At 40.3% G+C, this 20596-nt stretch carries 25 protein-coding genes; 7 read left to right on the forward strand and 18 right to left on the reverse strand.

Annotated elements, in window-relative coordinates; all coding sequences use genetic code 11:
* Positions 1–41: 41 nt before the first annotated feature.
* From JI666_RS14130 to JI666_RS14170, 9 genes are all read right to left on the reverse strand, one after another.
* A complete protein-coding gene (locus tag JI666_RS14130; RefSeq protein WP_206892956.1) occupies positions 42–1031 on the reverse strand; it encodes a LacI family DNA-binding transcriptional regulator in 990 nt (329 codons plus the stop codon).
* A 128-nt stretch (positions 1032–1159) separates the two neighbouring features.
* Positions 1160–1912 carry a sugar phosphate isomerase/epimerase family protein gene (locus JI666_RS14135; protein ID WP_206892957.1) on the reverse strand — a complete coding sequence of 251 codons (753 nt, stop codon included), beginning with the start codon at positions 1910–1912 and terminating at the stop codon, positions 1160–1162.
* Positions 1913–2034: 122 nt separating this feature from the next.
* Positions 2035–2922 carry a hypothetical protein gene (locus tag JI666_RS14140; protein ID WP_206892958.1) on the reverse strand — a complete coding sequence of 296 codons (888 nt, stop codon included), beginning with the start codon at positions 2920–2922 and terminating at the stop codon, positions 2035–2037.
* 170 nt (positions 2923–3092) lie between these two features.
* Entirely contained in the window at positions 3093–3449 is a 357-nt protein-coding gene (locus JI666_RS14145) for a HesB/IscA family protein (protein ID WP_206892959.1), read from the reverse strand.
* 72 nt (positions 3450–3521) lie between these two features.
* Positions 3522–3719: an aspartyl-phosphate phosphatase Spo0E family protein gene (locus JI666_RS14150; RefSeq protein WP_286170836.1), complete on the reverse strand. Its 198-nt coding sequence runs from the start codon at positions 3717–3719 to the stop codon at positions 3522–3524.
* 76 nt (positions 3720–3795) lie between these two features.
* On the reverse strand, positions 3796–4656 hold the full coding sequence (gene dapF / locus JI666_RS14155) for a diaminopimelate epimerase (protein ID WP_206892961.1): 861 nt from the start codon (positions 4654–4656) through the stop codon (positions 3796–3798).
* Between the two features lie 21 nt (positions 4657–4677).
* Entirely contained in the window at positions 4678–4917 is a 240-nt protein-coding gene (locus tag JI666_RS14160; protein ID WP_206892962.1) for a hypothetical protein, read from the reverse strand.
* 405 nt (positions 4918–5322) lie between these two features.
* Positions 5323–6546: a NupC/NupG family nucleoside CNT transporter gene (locus JI666_RS14165; protein WP_136947962.1), complete on the reverse strand. Its 1224-nt coding sequence runs from the start codon at positions 6544–6546 to the stop codon at positions 5323–5325.
* A gap of 235 nt (positions 6547–6781) precedes the next feature.
* The gene (locus JI666_RS14170; RefSeq protein WP_206892964.1) at positions 6782–7006 is read right to left on the reverse strand and encodes a DUF1450 domain-containing protein; all 225 of its coding nucleotides are present in this window, start codon (positions 7004–7006) and stop codon (positions 6782–6784) included.
* A gap of 213 nt (positions 7007–7219) precedes the next feature.
* On the opposite strand from JI666_RS14170, the gene JI666_RS14175 reads away from it, so the two are divergent.
* Positions 7220–8284: an NAD(P)/FAD-dependent oxidoreductase gene (locus tag JI666_RS14175; protein ID WP_206892966.1), complete on the forward strand. Its 1065-nt coding sequence runs from the start codon at positions 7220–7222 to the stop codon at positions 8282–8284.
* 316 nt (positions 8285–8600) lie between these two features.
* On the opposite strand, the gene JI666_RS14180 is transcribed toward JI666_RS14175, so the two are convergent.
* On the reverse strand, positions 8601–8909 hold the full coding sequence (locus JI666_RS14180; RefSeq protein WP_206892968.1) for a DUF1462 family protein: 309 nt from the start codon (positions 8907–8909) through the stop codon (positions 8601–8603).
* 211 nt (positions 8910–9120) lie between these two features.
* Between JI666_RS14180 and JI666_RS14185 the strand changes: the two genes are divergently transcribed.
* Positions 9121–9345 (forward strand): NifU family protein, encoded by a 225-nt coding sequence (locus JI666_RS14185; protein ID WP_048311987.1) that lies wholly within the window; start codon positions 9121–9123, stop codon positions 9343–9345.
* A 146-nt stretch (positions 9346–9491) separates the two neighbouring features.
* Here the strand turns inward: JI666_RS14185 and JI666_RS14190 are convergent, their stop codons facing one another.
* Positions 9492–10490 carry a YutH/CotS family kinase-like spore coat protein gene (locus JI666_RS14190; protein WP_206892970.1) on the reverse strand — a complete coding sequence of 333 codons (999 nt, stop codon included), beginning with the start codon at positions 10488–10490 and terminating at the stop codon, positions 9492–9494.
* Positions 10491–10658: 168 nt separating this feature from the next.
* Here JI666_RS14190 and JI666_RS14195 point away from each other — a divergent pair, with 168 nt between their 5' ends.
* A complete protein-coding gene (locus tag JI666_RS14195) occupies positions 10659–11156 on the forward strand; it encodes a phosphatidylglycerophosphatase A family protein (protein WP_206892972.1) in 498 nt (165 codons plus the stop codon).
* A 36-nt stretch (positions 11157–11192) separates the two neighbouring features.
* On the opposite strand, the gene nucF is transcribed toward JI666_RS14195, so the two are convergent.
* Positions 11193–11957 carry a 5' nucleotidase NucF gene (gene nucF, locus JI666_RS14200; RefSeq protein ID WP_206892974.1) on the reverse strand — a complete coding sequence of 255 codons (765 nt, stop codon included), beginning with the start codon at positions 11955–11957 and terminating at the stop codon, positions 11193–11195.
* Positions 11958–12145: 188 nt separating this feature from the next.
* Positions 12146–12592 (reverse strand): DUF86 domain-containing protein, encoded by a 447-nt coding sequence (locus JI666_RS14205; RefSeq protein WP_206892975.1) that lies wholly within the window; start codon positions 12590–12592, stop codon positions 12146–12148.
* A 194-nt stretch (positions 12593–12786) separates the two neighbouring features.
* Between JI666_RS14205 and JI666_RS14210 the strand changes: the two genes are divergently transcribed.
* Together JI666_RS14210 and JI666_RS14215 are read left to right on the forward strand one after the other, a co-directional pair.
* On the forward strand, positions 12787–13059 hold the full coding sequence (locus tag JI666_RS14210) for a DUF3055 domain-containing protein (RefSeq protein ID WP_206892977.1): 273 nt from the start codon (positions 12787–12789) through the stop codon (positions 13057–13059).
* Between the two features lie 57 nt (positions 13060–13116).
* The gene (locus JI666_RS14215) at positions 13117–13386 is read left to right on the forward strand and encodes a hypothetical protein (RefSeq protein WP_136947970.1); all 270 of its coding nucleotides are present in this window, start codon (positions 13117–13119) and stop codon (positions 13384–13386) included.
* Positions 13387–13396: 10 nt separating this feature from the next.
* Here the strand turns inward: JI666_RS14215 and JI666_RS14220 are convergent, their stop codons facing one another.
* Positions 13397–13705 carry a YutD family protein gene (locus JI666_RS14220; protein ID WP_206892979.1) on the reverse strand — a complete coding sequence of 103 codons (309 nt, stop codon included), beginning with the start codon at positions 13703–13705 and terminating at the stop codon, positions 13397–13399.
* Between the two features lie 126 nt (positions 13706–13831).
* Here JI666_RS14220 and JI666_RS14225 point away from each other — a divergent pair, with 126 nt between their 5' ends.
* Positions 13832–14491, forward strand: a complete 660-nt coding sequence (locus tag JI666_RS14225; RefSeq protein ID WP_206892981.1) for a YhcN/YlaJ family sporulation lipoprotein — start codon at positions 13832–13834, stop codon at positions 14489–14491.
* A gap of 419 nt (positions 14492–14910) precedes the next feature.
* Here JI666_RS14225 and lipA read toward each other — a convergent pair whose 3' ends face one another.
* Positions 14911–15792 (reverse strand): lipoyl synthase, encoded by an 882-nt coding sequence (lipA, locus tag JI666_RS14230; protein WP_206892983.1) that lies wholly within the window; start codon positions 15790–15792, stop codon positions 14911–14913.
* Positions 15793–15975: 183 nt separating this feature from the next.
* Between lipA and JI666_RS14235 the strand changes: the two genes are divergently transcribed.
* The gene (locus tag JI666_RS14235; protein ID WP_286170838.1) at positions 15976–16962 is read left to right on the forward strand and encodes a M23 family metallopeptidase; all 987 of its coding nucleotides are present in this window, start codon (positions 15976–15978) and stop codon (positions 16960–16962) included.
* Between the two features lie 41 nt (positions 16963–17003).
* On the opposite strand, the gene JI666_RS14240 is transcribed toward JI666_RS14235, so the two are convergent.
* From JI666_RS14240 to JI666_RS14250, 3 genes are all read right to left on the reverse strand, one after another.
* Positions 17004–17108, reverse strand: coding sequence for a methionine/alanine import family NSS transporter small subunit (locus JI666_RS14240; protein ID WP_206892984.1), 105 nt, complete (start codon positions 17106–17108; stop codon positions 17004–17006).
* A 1-nt stretch (position 17109) separates the two neighbouring features.
* Positions 17110–18636 carry a sodium-dependent transporter gene (locus JI666_RS14245; RefSeq protein ID WP_206892985.1) on the reverse strand — a complete coding sequence of 509 codons (1527 nt, stop codon included), beginning with the start codon at positions 18634–18636 and terminating at the stop codon, positions 17110–17112.
* Between the two features lie 233 nt (positions 18637–18869).
* A complete protein-coding gene (locus JI666_RS14250; RefSeq protein WP_206892989.1) occupies positions 18870–20447 on the reverse strand; it encodes a Na+/H+ antiporter NhaC family protein in 1578 nt (525 codons plus the stop codon).
* Between the last annotated feature and the right edge of the window lie 149 nt (positions 20448–20596).

Below are 20596 nucleotides of genomic sequence, written 5' to 3' on the forward strand. Positions count from 1 at the left end.
TGTAATCGATTTCAATAAAGATAGCGCTTACAATATTATTATTATGTTGAATCACGAATAACTAATGATAGTGGTAGTTCAATAACGGCTTGACTCATTCGTTCTCGTATACCATGCAAACATTCAATGAAAACAGCCATCGCTCTTGCGCCTATTTCATCACCTGGTTGATAGATGGTTGTTAGTTCTGGTTCAATTAAACTCGCGATTGGTTGATCATCAAACCCGAGAATAGCTAGATCCCTCGGTACATGAAGACCATGTTTACTAGCTTCCTTCACCATTGCTGATGCAACCTCGTCCCCACCAGTAAAAACGGCAGTTGGCCGATCGGAAAGTTGAAGGATCTGCTGGAATACTCGTTTACCATCTTCCATCGTGTATGTATCACGGAAGATCCATTCTGACTTCATGTCAATTCCAGCTTCTTCTATCGCTTTGAAGAATCCAAGGCGTCTGTCAAAGGACAAACCACTCGTTGAGCCCATGCAGTATGCGATTTTCGTGTGGCCTTTCTCTATCAGATGCTGAGTACCTAAATAGCTCCCCTGTACCTGATCCAGACGAACCATTGGAACAGTCGCTTCGTGATGGTATTCATTACACAAGATAATTGGTCCATATGCTGTATAAGGCTGAATATAATCCCACTCATTTTCAATAGAAGTAAAGATAACGCCATCAACTTGTTTTGTTTGCAGCAAGTTAAGAAAGTCAATTTCCTTCTTCTTACTTGATTTAGTCTGACAGATAATCAGCTGAAATCCATTTCCTTCAGCTACTCTCTCAATTCCATCTAGGATTAAAGTGAAAAATGGATTAGTCAATCTTGGAATTAAGACAGCTACTACATTCGTTTTGCGATTCCTAAGATTTCTAGCAGATGTGTTGGGAAAATACCCAAGCTCTTTCATTGCATCATGTACTAACTTGCGCTTGTCTTCAGATACGTGTGGATAATCATTAATGACGCGTGACACAGTTGCACTTGATAAACCTGTGTACTTTGCGACATCAGCAATTGTAGCCATGTTTCATCCTCCCCCGAAAGTTCAAAAGACCCTCCCTTCACTTGTAATCGATTTCATGAAATCGATTACATTTATCTTAGCTCAAGTTCACAAAATGTTCAACACTATTATTAGAATTTTTTTACATATTATTTCTGAAGTTGAATGTTTCTTAAATACTTATAGCTTTGAGTCACACTTTTAATCGGATCATAATCACAATGATCCTGCTCAACAACCCACCACTTAACGCCACTTTCCTTTCCTTGCTCAAGTACTTCTTCAATTGGTATGTTACCCGTTCCAAGAATAACAGTCTCTTCCCTCTCATCGTCCGAGCGGTCTTTCAAATGGACGACTGGCGTTCTTCCAGCAAATTTCTTCATCCATTCAATAGGATCATGTCCGACCATATTAAGCCAATAAATATCAAACTCAGCTTGAATAGATTCATCTGCTTTAAGTATGTAATACAGTTCGCTTCCATCGAGATTACGTCCAAGTTCAAAATCATGATGGTGATAACACAGCTCAAGGTTATGCTCAGCACAAACGGCAGCTGCCTTTGTCATGATGTTAGCCACTTCTTTAAAATCCTCACTTGTTCTTCTTTCAGGTGGCAACCACGGACAAACGATACGAGAATTACCAAGCGCCACTTGCTCCTTAATCACTTCGTCTAAATCATTCTCTATTCGCTCAATTGAAACATGGTGCCCAATAACAGCTAAACCAAGTTCATCCAACTTCTCCTTTACTTCTTCAGGTTTATAGTTGTATAAGCCCGCTAACTCTACTCCTTCATATCCAATACCTGCTACTCTCTCAAGCGTTGCAAAGAAATTGTTCTCACATTCATTTCTCAATGTATAAAGCTGTAACCCAACACCTATTTCGTTCATTTGTCTCTCTCCTTTTTTCAATAACCGTATAATTAGAAATAGCTTAATGCAAAGGTCTAGTGGTGACCTACTCCACATGTTTCGAGAAAACGACTTGAAACCCTTTTTAATTACAAAAAAAACTACGTTTCATTATGAACTTTCTTTGCGTGCTGTCGAATCTGTTCACCGATAACTCTTAAGGATGCACTTGATCCATATGATCCATGACTTAATCCATTTACATCACGTTTGCTACCAAGACCAATCAATTGTTCAGAAGGTTTAAAATGTAAACCTAGCAACGGAATTTTCTCTGATGAATAGTAGCCTATTTGATAAGCTGCGTCTGGAAAGTCACTCGAAAACTGAACACCTCCAAAATATGTTTCCTTTTCAAAACGCAGGATCCTTTCACAATGTTCTTTTCCTACTATTATAATTAATGAAGGCTCTAGAAAGGCTAAAAGATCGACTACCGAATTCTTTACGAAGTCTGAGTTAAGCAATTCTTCTTTCCCCTTCATTCGTCCTATTTGCTTCCGAGTTGGAAATGGGAACAAATCCATGTGGATAACACGGGTGTATGCATTAGCATCATAAAACGATCCACCCATCCCATTCATAAACGCTTCGAGCTTACCTCCGCCTTTTCTTCCAAACCAACTCTTATAGGCAGTATCAAGGTCGAAATAGGTACGATAGTAATCGATTGTTTTCTCTAATTGACAATCATCCTTTTTATATTCCTCGAGGCTCACATAACGTTCCCTTATAAAAAATTTGGCTTTTTCGTTCTCTAATAACTCGTTATGTTGATTTAAAAACTCTTTAGCAGAAGGATTTGTACCAACCGTTACGATATTCCCTGGAACGTTCTCACCACGCCAAAGTACAGGTGTAGCTCTTTCAATTAATTCATCAGAATTAGCTGATTGACTGTATTCTTGTTGATAATCAACAGCTCGTGTGAGTAAGACTTTTGCCAATTTCATTTGTGATGGGGATAAAAAAGGAGAATGTTGACTCATTTCACTCACTCCAATAAGTATTAACTAGTGTCTTTCACTTCTTACCCTCTTTCCATGTAATCATTACTATCAAATATGCTCATATGTACTAATTAACGCAAAAAAAACCTTCTCTAGTTGTAATGTGCGTACCATTACTTTCGAGAAGGTTATAATCGTTCAAAGCGTATTTAGCAATTCTCCGGCGTACCAGCGTTCGTCGCTGTTTTAAACGAAGAACCGCAGCCGCATGATGCGATTGCGTTCGGATTGTCGATGGTGAATCCGCCGCCCATCATGTTTTGTTTATAATCAATTTTCACACCATCCAATACCGGTGCACTTTCTTTATCCATAATAATCGTAACGCCGTGCTGAGCATCAAGTGCCTCGTCGTCGACATTCATTTCTGTATCAAAGCCCATGCCATAGCTTAAGCCTGTACAGCCTCCACCTTTAACACCTACGCGAAGATAAAGGCTATCGCCTTCTTCTTGCTTCATCATTTCTTTTACCTGTGCTGCTGCAGCTTCAGATAAATGGATCATATAAATCCCTCCAATCACCGTATTGCTACTATTAGTATACCTTGCCTTTTAATTGAGCTCAACAGATGACCCTTATCTTACGGGTGCGCTCAAATCTTTAGACTGATATTTATATTTCAACTGCAATATTAGATTATGCGTCTCATCGAGTTTTTGACTATACTCTAGTACTTCGGGATGATTTAAACCAAGGACCATAGCCGTTTGTGTCATTTTTGCTCGTAGAATTTCAATTTCATCATTGTATCGCTGCATTGCTTCACAGTACAAGACTTAAGTCCCCTCCCTAATCACTTCCTTCTATTATTCTACATGATTATCCTTTTATTTACAAACCTCTTCTTGACTAAACGTGTGAATAAAAGACTCCTGTTGTAATCGTTACAGCAGGACCTGTCATCCAAACGTGATTATCTTCGTCCCATGTAATGAAAAGGTCACCACCAGCAAGATGAACCGTTACTTCAGTTCCTTTAGTCGTTTTGTTATTCAACACGCCAGCGACAACGGCAGCACAAGCACCCGTTCCGCATGCCTGTGTGATTCCTGAGCCCCGCTCCCAGACGCGGAAATGAAACTCTTCGTTAGAAAGCACTTCTACGAATTCCACATTAATACTTTCTGGGAACATCTCATGATCTGTAAAATAAGGACCGGCTGTCGTAAGAGGTGCTGCTTCAATATCGTCAACAAACATAACCATATGTGGGTTACCCATTGACACACCAGTCATGCTAAGCACTTGATCCCGAAATTGCACTGGTTCATTTACCACTATATCATTTGATTCACCAGTCATAGGTAAACTGCCTCTTGTCCACTGGGGTTTACCCATATCAATTGTCACAGTCTCCACACGAGCCTTCTTGAGATGAACTTCAGCCTGTACGAGTCCACCAAGTGTTTCAATCGCAAATTTCTTAGAGGAAACAACCCCATTCTCATAGGCATATTTCGCCACACAGCGTAAGCCATTTCCACAGTTTTTACCTTCGGAACCGTCTCTGTTGAAAATTCTCATTTTTACATCAGCGTGACTAGACGGGCAAATTAGAATCATCCCATCTGAGCCAATTCCAGTATAGACATTCGAAACTTCGATGGCGTACTGCGAAAGTTTCTCTTCTGGCAAATTTTCATCAAACTGATTTATATAAATATAATTGTTTCCTAATCCGTGCATTTTTGTATAAGTTATTTCACGCAATGCTTTCACTCTTTCTATAGTTTAATGGCCTTTCCGAACAGCTTCTATTGTCCAGAAATAATCATTATCGATTTTTTCAATATTAAGCTTCCCGTTACAGCAAGGCATCACGAGCCTTGTTTTAATTTCTTCACAGCCCTGTTTGTAATCTCGATCCGTCATAGGTGTTAGGACGTTCTCACTATGACAAAACGGACATTGCGGAATATAGATATCACCCATCATACGATCGTATGGAAGTGTATGTTCAAAGCTACTCATCAGTGATCCCCTCCTGTCTTTTATTTAGACAAGTATACCGTAATCAAACGAAAAAACAATATTCGTTTGCCTATATAAATTCGTTTAGGATTACTCTTGTGTGGAGATAAGGTCCTCCGGGGGATGACTCGCTTTCCGCGGGGCATGCGTTGAGCCTCCTCAGGCTCCGCCTTCCGGGGTCTCACCTGTCATGCTCATCCCGCAGGAGTCTCGCCATCCCCCTCGGGACCTTGCCGCAGTAGGCGCTTGAACTCTTCCTTGTGACGGCCTGAATAAAAATGTGAGAAAGTGACTTTTAGAAACCCCACTTCGATGAATGAAGCGCAAATCACCCCCCTCCTCATATTGCAACAAAGTATCCGAAGAGAGCCAATAAAAAAAGCCTCTATAAAAGAGGCTTCAAACTTAGAAAATAAGCATACCAGCAATTGCTGCGTTCAACAGGTTAGCAAGCGTACCAGCAAGGATCGCGCGCATTCCAAACTTTGCAATTTCAGGACGACGGCTCGGCGCAAGACCACCAAGTCCTCCAAGAAGGATTGCAAGAGATGAGAAGTTCGCAAATCCACAAAGAGCAAAACTGATAATAGCTACAGATTTGTCAGTTAGGGTTCCTGCACCAATTTCAGGACCGAATGCAGAGAAAGCAACGAATTCGTTAAGAATAAGTTTCTGACCGATATAGTTACCAGCCTGAACTGCATCCTGCCATGGTACACCAATGACAAATGCTAAAGGAGAGAAAACATATCCGAGAATTTGTTCAATCGTAATATCTCCGTATCCGAAGAGTCCGCCAATTCCACCGAGCAAACCGTTGAAAAGTGCGATTAGTGCGATAAACGAGAGAAGCATTGCCCCTACGTTTAATGCAAGCTTAAGACCATCAGATGCACCATGTGCAGCTGCATCAATAACGTTAACGTGCTCTTCATTTCGTTCCATTTTAATTTCATTGGCTGTTTCAGATTCTTCCGTTTCAGGCATGATTAGCTTCGCCATTAATAGACCAGCTGGAGCTGCCATGAAACTTGCAGCAAGCAAGTACTCAAGTGGAACACCTAGAAGAGAGTACCCAATTAGGACTGAACCAGCTACTGAAGCAAGTCCACCTGTCATAACTGCAAACAACTCAGATTTCGTCATTTTATCAATATATGGTTTGATCACCAGCGGTGCTTCCGTTTGACCTACAAAGATATTCGCTGTTGCAGAGAGTGATTCAGCTTTACTTGTTCCAAGCGCTTTTGAAATCGCTCCACCAAGAATCTTAATAACCCACTGCATAATACCAAGGTAATATAGTACTGAGATTAAAGATGAGAAGAAAATAATGATTGTTAATACTTGGAATGCAAATATAAAACCAATGCTCTCATTCCCAATTAATCCACCGAATAAGAACGCTATCCCGTCATTCGCATAATTGATAATATCCTGAACTCTTAATGAGAGCCATTTCAGTCCAGCTTTACCAGCTTCCCATTTAAGTACAACAAACGCAAATGCAACTTGGATTGCAAGTGCACCAAGCACCGTACGAAGATTAATCGCCTTGCGGTTTGTAGAAAAGATAAGTGCGATGGCAAATAGGACTGCCATACCACCTAATCCCCATAGAATTTGCATATTTTACACCCCTCGTTAAATATTGAATCCATTTATAAGCTTAGACTACCCCATTACCAGTTATAAAATAGAAATATTATAGCAACCAGCTAAATACAGCGCTTACAAACAGTGTTTTGTCGTCTGAAAATTCGACATTTTTCGCACATTTGCGAAAATAAAAAGCCTGCTCTCTCTCTATCAGACTTCAATGAACCTTTGTCATTATAACACAGAATAAAATGAATGAAAGCCCTTAATCGCGTTCATTTAATTTTCTAATTATTTTCTCTAATAATGCTTCAGAGGTATCCGCATGAATGAGAACGCCACCTACAATCGCAAAGGATTCAGAATAGCAATTCCCACAATAACCAAGACATCCATAATCGACTAATTTTGTGTTTGGTATTTTTTCTAATTCATTCCAAACAATTTTATTCTCTCTTAAATTGCCCGCACAAAATTCAATCGTAGTCAAACTAAAGCAACTCCTTCGCTATGCATTTCAGAAATTATATTGTACATATGTGACAGTTTCGCTATACTTTTAACTGTCAGAGCAGAAAGAATGTATAGTTTTATTATAGCGCGTGTCGCTTTCTATTTTCATATTAAATCCTAGATTCTTCGTACCATTTTGATCTAACAGGGACACAGCGTTATCGAATTTTATCAAAGGGGACCTCTTATCATGAAAAGGCTAGTGCTTTTAGGCGGCGGGTACGGTGGTATGCGCATCCTACAGAAATTATTTGCATCGGAACTTCCAGAAGACCTCACCATTACGCTTGTTGACCGCAATCCCTATCATAGTATGAAAACAGAATATTACGCCCTTGCTGCAGGGACAGCGAGTGATCACCATATACGTGTACAATTCCCCGTTAATGAGAAGCTTGAAATGAAGTACGGAGAAATTTCAGGCATTAACCTAGAACAAAATGTAGTCCATTTTAAAGATGATGACGATTTACCGTACGATATGCTCGTAATTGGATTAGGCTGTGAAGACAAATACCACAACGTACCTGGTGCAGATGTTCATACCCTCAGCATCCAAACTATCGATTCTTCCAGAAGAACATATGAAGTATTAAACAACCTTGGTCCACGTTCGGTTGTTGGCATTGTTGGTGCAGGTTTAAGTGGAGTAGAGCTTGCTAGTGAACTTCATGAAAGTAGACCAGATCTCCAAATTAAATTGTTTGACCGAGGACACACAATTCTATCTGCCTTTCCAGAACGGCTTGGTAAATATGTTCAATCCTGGTTTGAAGAGCGCAGTGTTGAAGTGGTAAGTGAGTCGAACATTACGAAAGTTGAACCACAAACCCTCTATAATCATGGCGAACCGGTTCATTGTGATTCCATTGTATGGACAGCTGGGATTCAGCCAAACAAAGTTGTAAGAGAGCTAGAAGTAGAGAAAGACGCACAGCAACGCATCATACTTAATGACTTTCATGCAATGCCAGATTACAACAACGTATTTGTAGTAGGAGACTGCGCAAGCCTTCCACATGCACCAAGTGCACAGCTCGCAGAAGAACAAGCTGAACAAATCGCACTTGTCCTACAAAAACAATGGAAACAAGAAGCACCACCCGCTCTCCCCCCAATCAAAATCAAAGGTACACTTGGCTCACTAGGAAGCAAACACGGCTTCGGAGTAATGGCCAACCGCCCTCTAACAGGAAGAGTACCAAGACTTTTGAAATCCGGGATACTATGGATGTATAAGAATCATAATGGCTAGAAAAGCGGAAGTGGGCGTTTAGACACGGCAGACACTGGAACCCTATAGATTGAACACGCTTTTTGTGTTCGATTTATAGGGTGAAGTGACCGAGTGTCTGCCCACTGCAGCTGGATCACGAAAGGCGGAAGTGGGCGTTTAGCCTCGACAAGCGCTGGAGCCTCACAAAAAGAACACGGTCTTTGTGTTCATTTTGTGAGGTGAAGCGATCGAGAGGCTGCCCACTGTAGCTGGCGTTTAGAAACGCAAATGTCGAAACGAAGCCCCATCAAACAAAAGCCAGTAAGCGAAAATTCGCTTACTGGCTTTTTACTATTCAAGCTGATGCAGAATGATCTTCTAATACAGCGTATAAATCTTTTAATTTCGGGTTTCCTTCAGAAACGATTTCATTTCGTATAACGACGACGGGATAGAACAGATCTTCATCAATTACTTTTGCAGCGAATGCAGCTTCCGTGCCTGAAAGCTTACTATGGATATCTACATACCTTACAGCTATTTGTCGATCAGGATATTTGCGTTCAAGTGCAGCTCTCAACCATTCAGCTGTTTCCTCTGAAGAGGGCAGATTAACACAGCTTGCACAACGTTCTCCTGCTCCATAGACAAGTACTTCCTCCATGATGCAAAACGCCCTTTCTGTATTATCACTTTTCTATATTGTACCTTATTCATCTTAGGACGAAAAGAACCATTCGCCTTTTTCCTTTTCCAATCTTGAATGTGATCCCATTGCGTGATAAAGTTATAGTGATAATTATAATCATTCCACGTTAGCACATAGATTTTTCAGTTAATTATCAGTATAATGGGAGTATGAAGGGAGTCGATGAATGATGCAAGAACAAGTACAGGATGTATTGAATAAACTGCGTCCATTCCTACTGCGTGACGGCGGAGACGTAGAGCTTGTAGACATCGAAGAAGGCGTTGTAAAAGTACGTTTAATGGGAGCGTGCGGCAGCTGCCCTAGTTCCACTATTACACTTAAAGCAGGTATCGAGCGCGCACTTCTTGAAGAAGTTCCTGGCGTAGTCGAACTTGAACAAGTATTCTAAATCAATCAAATTCATCCCCTCCAGTAGCTGGAGGGGATTTTTTAATGTATTTCATCTTTCAATTAGGCGCTTTATTGTTGCTTTTGATTGGAGCGGAAATTAACCACTACTCTACTAGCAATAATGATTACGAAAAGAGCCTTTCATTAAGATAACCACTCAATTTTTCTCATTTGGCTTCCACGATCACCAATTAATTCTTTAAATAACATACGATATAACTCTTCCCGCTCTCCTTCTCTTCTCACGAATTCCTTAATGTTAGCAAGACTTCTTTCCTTCTCCTTTAAGTTACCCTCACTATAATAATGCTCCACTGCTTCCACATAAGGTAGTGGAAACAATAACCTTGCGTAAAGCAGATTCCAATCCATCTGATTCAAAGTGCGTCTCTCATGATAATCCCAGAGAAATGCTCGAATGGATTCGAAATCACCATTGCTTTGAGCCAATTCACTCCTAATCCACTCCGCAAGGTCTCTTGCAGGATGATCAAGAATAAAATCACTTGGAAAGAGTGCTTCAGATGTTCTTTGTGAGGCAGGTGTATATCGATTAAACGCAAGTGTTCTCACTTGAAATGGATTTGCACCGGTGTCTATTCCTGAATCTACGATATATTGAATGGCATTTTCTGATACACCAGAATAATAAGGAAACGTTTCGATGAACCACTCATCGAACTCTCTTAAGCTTTGTTGCTGATTTATTAATTCCCCTCGAAATGCCTCGAGTTGATCCATTCGAAACTGCCATCTGATTTGCCACGGTTGAATCTCGGGTAAATCACTGTAAGCTGCTAGAAGGTTCCCTCCTTTGCGGTGCAGAAGGGCCAGGCGTTGTCCATCACTTAATCTGCTATACCCACGATTGATTGGTTTTTGATAAAGTGTATAGGCCTCATTGTTAATCGTTTCAATATACTTTCCACGTCTTGATTGAATCGGTAACATAGTAGGTTCATTTTGCTGATTATAATACTGAGCAACCATCACAAACCATGGAAAGTCACCTTCCTGTTCCATTATCGTGCGCCTCAGAATATATTCAGACATATCAGCTGTTCTGACATCATACCCATTATTTCTCTGGCTTTGCTGTTCAACCACGATGCCATACTGATGAAAAAGCTCTCGTTCAAGCATGTTTACCCTCCGGCATTACGTCATTATATTCGTAACCTATGCTCGAAACGCCCAATCTGTGTATTTCTTCATGTAATATTCATTGTCATATTTCAAGTGTTCTCACCATATACTAATAAAATCAATAACCTACAATACCAATTTACTATAAAGTTAGGTGGGACAAGAATGGGCGAAAAACCTATGGATCTTGTGGAGCAAGCAGCTAGAACAAAATTAAAAGAGCGCGGGGTTGAGATTAAAGATATTGCAGACCTAGTCTACTATCTTCAGGAAAAGTATCACCCGAACCTTCAGATAGAAACGTGCGTGGAAAATATAGAAAGAGTACTGTCAAAAAGAGAGGTTCAAAACGCTATTCTAACTGGTATTCAATTAGATGAATTAACAGAGAAAAACATGTTAGATCAACCTTTACAGGATATTCTAATGAAAGATGAAGGATTATATGGTGTTGATGAAATTATTGCTCTATCCATTGTGAATGTCTATGGATCAATTGGCTTTACAAACTATGGTTTCATTGATAAACAAAAACCAGGCATTCTTGAGAAACTTAACGACAAATCAACAGGAATGTGTCATACGTATCTTGACGATATTGTCGGAGCTATTGCAGCCGCAGCATCCAGTCGCCTTGCCCACCGAGCTCAGAACCTCGAATAGATTCAAGCAACAATAAAAACGCCCCTCGAGGCGTTTTTATATTTTCCATTCATCTAACGTTTGAACTGTGTAAGTTGGTTGTTTCTCTACTGATTCCAGATGCTCTTTGGTTGTAACACCGGTATGCACAAGCAGTGTATCAAGGCCTGCATTCAGACCAGCTAGGATATCGGTTCTATAGTTATCTCCAACCATTAATGTCTCTTCTTTCGGTGTTCCAAGTTGCGCAAGTGCTTGTTCCATAATAATCGGTTCTGGCTTTCCAATAAAAATCGGCTCTACCTCAGTCGATACAGTTACAACTGACGTTAACGAACCATTGCCTGGAAGCAGGCCGCGTTCAGTTGGAATTGCAATATCACCATTTGTCGAGATAAATGTAGCACCATTACGAACAGCTAAACAGGCTTTAGCGAATTTCTCATACGTAATCGTCCGATCAATACCAACAACTACATAATCTGGATAATCGTCTTGCAACGTTAATCCTTTATCTGTTAATGCATCGCGAATTCCCTCTTCACCTATTACATAAACAGAGGCATCACTCTTCTCATTTGAAATATAACTTGCTGTTGCCATACTAGTTGTAAAAACTTGGTCTGGAGTACACGGCACCCCAAATTGTTCGAGCTTCTCAGAAACCTGTTCTTTACGTTTTGATGAGTTGTTTGTTACGAATAAATACGGAATATCTGCTTCTTGAAGTCGTTTAACAAATTCTACCGCTTCATGAATTTTCTCAGTGCCACGATACATTGTACCGTCAAGATCTATTAAATACCCTTTATACTTTTTCAACTGACTTCCTCCTAACTTTTCTAACCATAAGAAAACCGCTTCCTTTTATGAAAGCGGTTGATTAATTGGTGTTGTCACATGAAGAACAAATGTATGCTGTTTAAATAAACCATTGCTGTCCATCATCCAAAACACCTCTCAAGTTTCTAACTACACACAGTTTAGCTTATATCACTATCTCTCATCAACTATTTATGGTCTTCAGGGATAAAGGCAGATACTGCTCCAAGCTCTTCATTTAAATACGTTCTCACGTAAGTAGGAAAGCTTTCAATCGCTTCGATATTCTTACTGAGATTCTCTTCAATCGCAGAATGGTCAATATCAACATAGGATTGCATCAGAGGTTTCCTCATCAAAACAATTTGCTTCAAAGCTTTAGAACTTTCAGCAGGTATGACTTTTTCATCCGCTAAAATTTCAATGATATCTTCATAGCTGCCGGGATCCCTCATAATAAAACCATCAATAAGATTATTCCCCACGTCAATCATGCTTTCAATAAACACATGATGAAGCCTCTCTAATCCTAATTTCTCAACCGGAGTCTGAAACATACTTTCTTTGTAAAGCGCAACACCATTATCTAAATACACTAGGTGCTTTTCAATTTTCTTTCGATCAACAAAATACATGGATATCCACCTGCCTATTGAACAAATTAACAGTAATATAAATAAGGCATTTAATGCGCCTTAACGGAGTACAAGACCATAGCTTCATTTTATCATAACCTAAAATGAAAAAGCTTACATTTTCACCGCAACTTATATGAGAAACCGTAAGAATTTGATATGATAACGGTAACTAGAAAAAGGAGGGTGCTACGATGGAAGACGACAGACTCATCTACGACGAACAGGAAGCAACTGAAGCCAGGTTCGTATGCTTTATGGGAAGCAATCACCGATTTGATCTTTGCATTGTAAAATCGGATCGTTTCTATGGAAAATCTCTCGTTCTTGACATTCAGGGTGGTAAATTTGCCATTATTGGTCACGACGATCTTAATGAGCCAGGTAACCTCGAACATGCTTATTCGCTTAATGAAGAAGATGCAGAGGAACTCCGAACTTTCCTTAGAGAGAGACTAGGCGCTTAATACTTAATAATTCATCCATGCAATGAATACACTACCTCTTAAAGGTGGTGTTTATTCATGTTTGATGATGAAAACTATACAGACTTTGCCAATGTAGAAAAGGGTCGGAATTACGTGTTACCTGAGGATACTCCTGAAGGACCATATGGTTCACCAGTTAATAAGAAACTGGGGAAAACGACTCCATGGCGAGAGGGCCAGCGTTCTTACAGTGCTTTCAATTATGAGAATAAAAATCTCCACCAGAACCTCCCACGACAAGATCCTGCCTCACACCCTCCACATGATGACCCTGAAAAAGACTCTGAGAAACCATATAAAGCATAAGCCTGTTGGCTTATGCTTCTTGCTGTTGTTGCTTCTTTGGCTTTTCCTTTTTTTGCTTCTTTAATACAAAATAAGGACATCCAAAGTTACAGTATTCATATAAATAATCCAGCACAGTGCTGAACTTTGTATCAAACGTCGCTTTCTGATTACGATCCTCGAAAAATCCTTTTAGCCTCAATTGACCATATCCCCAGTCACCGACGATGTAATCGTATTTATCCAAAATTTCGCTGTATCGGGCAGTGAACGCTTCTTCGTTCCAGCCTTCCCGCTCATCTTTGACCAGCTCAAATGTATGTTGATTAACTGTTATCACTATACTTCCCTCATTTCCATATGGGCTCATTAGTATTATGATACCTTTTTTATTCGAATTGTCCAAGTAATACCAGTAAAAAAGAAACGACAATCGGTCATGATAACAGTATGGAGGTGAATGTGAGTGAAAAAGCAAATGCTGTTAATTTTGCCACTTGCACTGGGACTTGCAGCATGCCAGGGGCAAGATGCAACTGATTCTTTTGACCATGCCGATTTAACACCAGTCAAAACAGATCCTGAAGAGTACGGAATGAATATGGCTAACTCGCAGGAAAGAACAAAAAAAGGGAATTTTGGATACGTTCGTGAATCAAGAAATACAAACAATATGAATTCACAGAAAAAACCGAGAGACGTCGTATATCTTGATCGTGAGCGATTGGCAGACATGATTACGTCAATGGCAATTGTTCTTCCATACGTAAATGATGTTGCCACACTCGTAACTGATGAAGAAGTATTAATTGGTTACAACTCAACAACAAAGGACCGAGATGCTACTGCAGACCAAGTTAAGAAAACAGCCCTTTCCGTTATTCCGCGTTATTACCATGTTTACGTTTCAGATGAACAGGGCATGATCGCCGAAGTTGAGCGCTATGAGAATGGTACAACTGCAAGTGGTGAACTCGATAAAAGCATCGAGCAAACCATCGCAAAAATGAAAAAAGCACCACAAGGGAAAATCGTTAGTGAAGGCGAAAATGAGAATGGTGAAATGAAGGGCGAAATGAATGACGAGTTAAATGATACAGAAGGAAAAGAAATGATGTCGAAATAAAAATCGGCCCTGGTTAAGGGCCGATTTTGTTATGTTTATTTCTGAACGCTCGGTTCCGCTTTCTTGGCTAGCTGCAGTGCCCAGCCTCTCGATCGCTTCACCTCACAAAATGAACACAAAGAACGTGTTCTTTTTGTGAGCCTCCAGCGCTTGTCGAGGCTAAACGGGCACTTCCGCTTTTCTTGTCCAGCTGCAACTCGCAGAAACTTCGATATTTCACTCTTTCACAGGAACACAAAAAGCGTGTTCCAGTTCAAGAGTTCCAATATCTGCGTTTCTGAACGCTCGGTTCCGCTTTTCTTGGCTAGCTGCAGTGGGCAGACACTTGGTCACTTCACCCTATAACTCGAACACAAAGAACGTGTTCAATTTATAGGGCTCCAGTGCCTCCCGTGTCTAAACGCCCACTTCCGCTTTTCTTATGCCTGTTTTGCGGCGTTTACTTGTTCGTCTGCATGGTAGGAAGAGCGTACCATTGGGCCGGATTCACAGTGTTTGAATCCTTTTTCTAGCGCGATATCTTTTAACTCAAGGAATTCTTGTGGTGTCCAATACTTCTCAACTTTCAAGTGTTTTTTAGAAGGCTGAAGGTATTGGCCAAGTGTCACAATATCAACATCATGTGCACGAAGATCGTCAAGTGTTTGAATGATTTCTTCCTTCGTTTCACCAAGTCCCAGCATGATACTTGATTTAGTAGGAATTTCTGGATTCATTTCTTTCGCACGTTGAAGAAACTCGAGTGTACGACGATATTTTGCACGTGCACGAACTCTTGGTGTAAGACGTTCTACCGTTTCAATATTATGGTTCATAATGTCCGGTTTCGCATCCATTAGGGTTTCAAGTGCTTCATATTGTCCACCCATATCGGAAGGAAGTACTTCAATGGAGCAGAATGGATTCTTTCTACGAATCGCACGAACCGTTTCAGCAAAGACTGCTGCTCCACCGTCTTTTAAATCGTCTCTTGCAACTGCTGTAATAACAACGTGTTTTAAGCCCATTTGTTCAACGGAATCTGCTACACGTTCAGGCTCAGCCCAATCAAGCTCAGTTGGAAGTCCAGTCTTAACCGCACAGAATCGGCACGCCCGAGTACAAACGTCCCCAAGGATCATAAAGGTCGCAGTTTTTCGAACAGCCCAACACTCATGAATGTTTGGACATTTTGCCTCTTCACATACAGTATGTAGCTTTTTCTCACGCATCATCTTTTTAAGACCTTTGTAGTTCTCGTTTGTATTCAATTTTATTTTCAACCACTCTGGTTTACGTAGATATTCTTCTTTCTTACTCACTATTATCACCCCACCAATTCCTTTTCTGTATTAAAGAATAACATATCCAATATGTGTATTTCTAGGAAAAGTATGAATCTAATGACGATTAGGGCTTTTTACCTTCCATTATTTAGATCTAATGTTTTAGAAAATGATAACCACACTAAGAGTAATGACAATTTACGAAAGGAGAAGAAACGCTTGAGAAAATACAGTTTTCTTATCCTTATTTTTTTCTTTCTCATACCAGCTAATATTTGCTTATCTGCAGAAGTAGACGAAGATCAATTAAGAGCTGAACGAATGATGCTATTTCATAAAATGGAGACACTGACACAAGTACCCTGGTACACTTACGCAGGAATTGATCAATATGAACGAAGTATTAGACGTTCTCAGAAAGACATTCCACGTGAAAAAGGTTCTATTGCAATCCATATCCCACCTGAAAAATGGGCCGGTGCCGCTAATCCAAATCAAGGAGATGATTCTCCAGAATCCATTTCTTTCTTTGGAGGAATTGGTCTTGATGGTAATGGGGACGGGAAAGCAGTGCTATCAGATGATGAAGATCTTCTTTATACGTTAGGGCATTTCTTGCAGTCTTACGGGACAACGACCGAAGATATACGCATCGGATTGTGGGATTATTATCAGCGTGACCAAGCCGTTCGAACGATCATGAGCAATAGCGCTGTCTATCGGACATTCGAGACCCTAAAGCTAGAAAAACATGCTTTTCCTGTTCCTCTTCAAGCAAATTATAGCTATCGAAGTACTTGGGGAGACCGTAGAGGATGGGGCGGTCTACGTATCCATGAAGGCACAGATATTTTTGCATCCTACGGAGTAGCTGTTAAATCAACAAGCTACGGAACTGTTGAAACAAAAGGGTGGAATCGATATGGTGGATGGCGTATCGGCATTCGGGATATTCAAGGGAATTACCATTATTACGCTCATTTAAATGGTTTTGAAAAAGGAATTGAGAAAGGCAGCGTCCTTCAACCTGGACAAGTGATCGGCTATGTTGGAAGCTCTGGATATGGACCAAAAGGGACTGCTGGGAAATTCCCTCCTCACCTTCACTACGGCATCTACAAAGATAATGGAAGAACAGAGTGGTCATACGATCCTTATCCTTCTTTACGCTTGTGGGAACGCCAAGAACGATCACGTATAAAGTAAAAGAGGAACTAACGGCTCGTTAGTCCCTCTTTCTCTTTTTTTTATTGTTTTCTAGATACCCTCACTGCATTAAGGATACTCGCTGCAAGACCACCCCATATAATCACCATACCAACAACCATCATGAAAATTGCACTTCCGCCCATATTAACTTACCTCCTTGTACTTTTGCTGTTCTGCTTTCGCGTCCCATTTCTTTAGGCTGAATAGAATTCCAACCAGAATGGCGAAAGCTGCAACAGCCCAGCCACTGTAAAGAATAAAGCCGTTTGAGTAATCTCCGTAGTTACCAGAAGGTGTGTCAAACTGACGAAGAAGATTTGTCTTAAAGAGATCGAACATCATGTAACCAAGAACAAGTGGTGTAATGACGCCAAGACAAGCTTTCCACCAGTATTTCAACGAAATGTCTGATATACCGTTTGCGTGTGTTTCAAGTGTATTAAGCTCACGAAGCACCCATGCTACGACAACTACTTCCACAAGTCCTACGAACGCAATTCCGAACTGGTTAATAAAGTAATCTGCTGCATCAAGGAAGAACAATCCGCCTTGCGTTGCAAACAATATAGAGATAATAGAGGAAACTCCTCCACCAATTAGAACAGCTTTTGTACGAGAAATACCAAATTTCTCCGACACACCCGCTACATATGTTTCAGAAATTGAGATTAGTGAAGATAAACCAGCAAGAACAAGTGATGCAAAGAATAAGAAACCGAACAAACCGTTCAACGCTGGGAACTCATTAATAATTTGCGGGAAGACCACGAATGCTAGTCCAACTCCACCACTTACAACTTCACCAACACTAAGTCCCTGCTGCTGAGCCATAAATCCAAGCGCCGAGAATACTCCAATACCTGCTAGAAGTTCAAACGCTGAGTTACCGAAACCAGTAATAAACGCATTATTTGTGATATCGGATTTTTTAGGTAAATAACTAGAATAAGTAATCATAATAGCAAAAGCAATAGATAAACTGAAGAAAATTTGTCCGTAAGCTGCAACCCAAACGCTTCCTGACGTAATGCTGTCAAAGTTCGGTGTGAAGAAAGCATTTAGACCTTCAGCAGCTCCTGGTAATGTCACTGCACGAATAACAATAATTAAGAAAAGAACGACCAATGTAGGAATGAAAATTTTGTTCGCACGCTCAATTCCCTTTTTAACACCTGCAAGAAGAACACCAAGTGTAATGATCCAAACCGCAATGAGTGGTAGGAAAACACCTGGAACAATACTACCTGTTTGTCCTGGGTCTACAGTAAGCTTTAAGTAATCATTGAAAAGAAACGCCTCTGTATCAGAACCCCAACTTTGATTAAACGCAAAGTAGCTATAAGAAATGGCCCACGCAATAATAACGGCATAATACGTCGAAATAACAAAAGCAACAATAACGCCCCACCAACCAAGCCACTCCATCTTTTTGTTCATTCTAAAGAATGAAAGTGGTGCAGATCCTCTAAATTTATGACCAATCGTGAATTCTAGTATTAAAATCGGGATACCAGCTGTAAGTAAAGCGAATAAATATGGAATAAAGAATGCCCCACCACCGTTATCATATGCTACGGCTGGAAATCTCCATATATTACCTAAACCTATTGCTGAACCAACAGCGGCTAGAATAAAACCAGCCCTTGTTCCCCACTGCGCACGATTTTCCAAATTAATTACCCCCTTAGACAAATTAAACCCTTTTTCACTCGAAGCCTCCTTCCAGAAAAAGGTTGTGACTTTTAAGTAAATTCAGATTATTTTGTTTATAGTATATCTAGTACGAATGTCCATGTCAAAACAATCTTTTCTTTTTTTTGGTATAATTTGTTCAATTTCCGATAAAAATCTACATTTTTTTGTGAATTCATATAAAAAAGCAGGAGGAATGTCCCCCTGCTTCATTAATTTTTAGCTACTTCAACTGGTCGATTGGCATATTTTGTTTTTAACATAAAAATCATTATTCCAAAAAGAACTGCTGTAGCAAGTAAGCCAAGTATTGAGCTGCCTGTAAATCCAAGTACAAGATAACCAAGCAAGGATATACCTGCGACAAGAACTGCATAAGGTAGCTGTGTCATAACATGATCAATATGGTGGCTTCCTGCACCTGTTGAAGAAAGAATCGTTGTATCTGAGATCGGTGAACAATGATCTCCAAAAACGGCACCTGCAAGTACTGCTGCAAGTACTGGAAGCATGAAGGTTGGATCAGTTGCGGCAGCAATCTCACCCGCTATCGGTAGCATGATGCCAAAGGTTCCCCATGATGTTCCAGTTGCAAACGCCATAACTCCTGCAAGTAGAAATAGAATCGCGGGCAAGAATCCAATCACAATATGTTCATTAACAAGTCCAGCTAAATACTGCCCTGTTCCAAGTGTTCCAATTATCTCGATCAGGGTCCACGCAAAGAAAAGAATATAGACTGCTGGGAGCATAGACTTAATACCTTCCCAAATTCCTTTGCCTAGTACAGCTCCTCCCATGCGCTTCATGAAGAAGAAAATAAGTGATGTAGCAAGTCCAATTAATCCTCCGTAAAGAAGCGAGGTCGCAACGTCCGTGTTTTCAAAAATAGATAGTGCCGTAACTGTTGTATCAGTACCACTTACAGCTTGAATACCAGTCACAATCATAAAAGTAACTGTCCCTGCTATTAACATGATAATCGGCCAAGCAAGATCAGCAACGGTTCCTTTGTTGCTTTCCGGTAGACCCGTTGTCTCACCAGGTACCGCACCTTTCTCAGGATCAAGAACTTCTCCTGTTTTCTGAGCACGATCTTCATGCACTTTCATTGCCTTAAGGTTAATATCGAAATAACTCACAAAGAAAACCATAGCTAGAGCGAAAAGTGCATATAAATTCATAGGAATCATTCTCATGAACGCTTCGAGTGCTCCAACACCCGTAATACTATGTGTAGCAAGTACGCCTCCAATAAGGGCAATGATATAAGCACCCCAGCTAGAAATCGGAGAAATGATACACATTGGTGCAGCAGTAGAATCAATAATGTAAGCAAGCTTCGCTCTAGATACTTTATGCCTGTCCGTTATTGGTCTACTAACGTTCCCTACGGCAAGAGAGTTAAAGTAATCGTCGATGAAAATAATAACTCCGAAAATGGCTGTGACAACTTGAGCACCTACTCTTGTTTTCACGCGCTTCATTGCCCACTCACCAAAAGCACGGCTACCTCCTGAAATGGAGATAAAGGCGGTCATCATACCAAGTAATAGTAAGAAGAAAATAATGTACATATTCCAAGTATTTAAACCACCGCTTTCAGTATCAACAATAATACCTTTAACAATTGTATAAATTTCCTTAATGGATGCTGTAACACTCCAATTATTGATCATAAGTGCACCAAGAATAATACCTACTCCTAGAGACGGGAGCACTTTCCTTGTCACGACTACCATTAGTAATGCAACAAGCGGTGGAATAATAGATAAAAATGAGTTTTCCACGGAAACCCTCCTTATATTTAATATTAGATTGCGATAGGGGTGGGCTCATAAAGCGTTCTTCATTAAATTCTGAATGATGCAAGCCATCATTGTTCAATTTACTGTACCTGTTATATAGATAACCAATATAAGAGCACAAAAAAACGAGC

The organism is Bacillus sp. NTK071 (assembly GCF_017303315.1).
Classification (GTDB): Bacteria; Bacillota; Bacilli; order Bacillales; family Guptibacillaceae; genus Guptibacillus.

Excerpts from the sequence above, each read along its gene's own strand:
- JI666_RS14130 (WP_206892956.1), bottom strand. The coding sequence starts at position 1,031 with ATGGCTACAATTGCTGATGTCGCAAAGTACACAGGTTTATCAAGTGCA.
- JI666_RS14135 (WP_206892957.1), bottom strand. The coding sequence starts at position 1,912 with ATGAACGAAATAGGTGTTGGGTTACAGCTTTATACATTGAGAAATGAA.
- JI666_RS14140 (WP_206892958.1), bottom strand. The coding sequence starts at position 2,922 with ATGAGTCAACATTCTCCTTTTTTATCCCCATCACAAATGAAATTGGCA.
- JI666_RS14145 (WP_206892959.1), bottom strand. The coding sequence starts at position 3,449 with ATGATCCATTTATCTGAAGCTGCAGCAGCACAGGTAAAAGAAATGATG.
- JI666_RS14160 (WP_206892962.1), bottom strand. The coding sequence starts at position 4,917 with ATGAGTAGCTTTGAACATACACTTCCATACGATCGTATGATGGGTGAT.
- JI666_RS14165 (WP_136947962.1), bottom strand. The coding sequence starts at position 6,546 with ATGCAAATTCTATGGGGATTAGGTGGTATGGCAGTCCTATTTGCCATC.
- JI666_RS14175 (WP_206892966.1), top strand. The coding sequence starts at position 7,220 with ATGAAAAGGCTAGTGCTTTTAGGCGGCGGGTACGGTGGTATGCGCATC.
- JI666_RS14180 (WP_206892968.1), bottom strand. The coding sequence starts at position 8,909 with ATGGAGGAAGTACTTGTCTATGGAGCAGGAGAACGTTGTGCAAGCTGT.
- JI666_RS14185 (WP_048311987.1), top strand. The coding sequence starts at position 9,121 with ATGATGCAAGAACAAGTACAGGATGTATTGAATAAACTGCGTCCATTC.
- JI666_RS14190 (WP_206892970.1), bottom strand. The coding sequence starts at position 10,490 with ATGCTTGAACGAGAGCTTTTTCATCAGTATGGCATCGTGGTTGAACAG.
- JI666_RS14195 (WP_206892972.1), top strand. The coding sequence starts at position 10,659 with ATGGGCGAAAAACCTATGGATCTTGTGGAGCAAGCAGCTAGAACAAAA.
- JI666_RS14205 (WP_206892975.1), bottom strand. The coding sequence starts at position 12,592 with ATGTATTTTGTTGATCGAAAGAAAATTGAAAAGCACCTAGTGTATTTA.
- JI666_RS14210 (WP_206892977.1), top strand. The coding sequence starts at position 12,787 with ATGGAAGACGACAGACTCATCTACGACGAACAGGAAGCAACTGAAGCC.
- JI666_RS14215 (WP_136947970.1), top strand. The coding sequence starts at position 13,117 with ATGTTTGATGATGAAAACTATACAGACTTTGCCAATGTAGAAAAGGGT.
- JI666_RS14240 (WP_206892984.1), bottom strand. The coding sequence starts at position 17,108 with ATGGGCGGAAGTGCAATTTTCATGATGGTTGTTGGTATGGTGATTATA.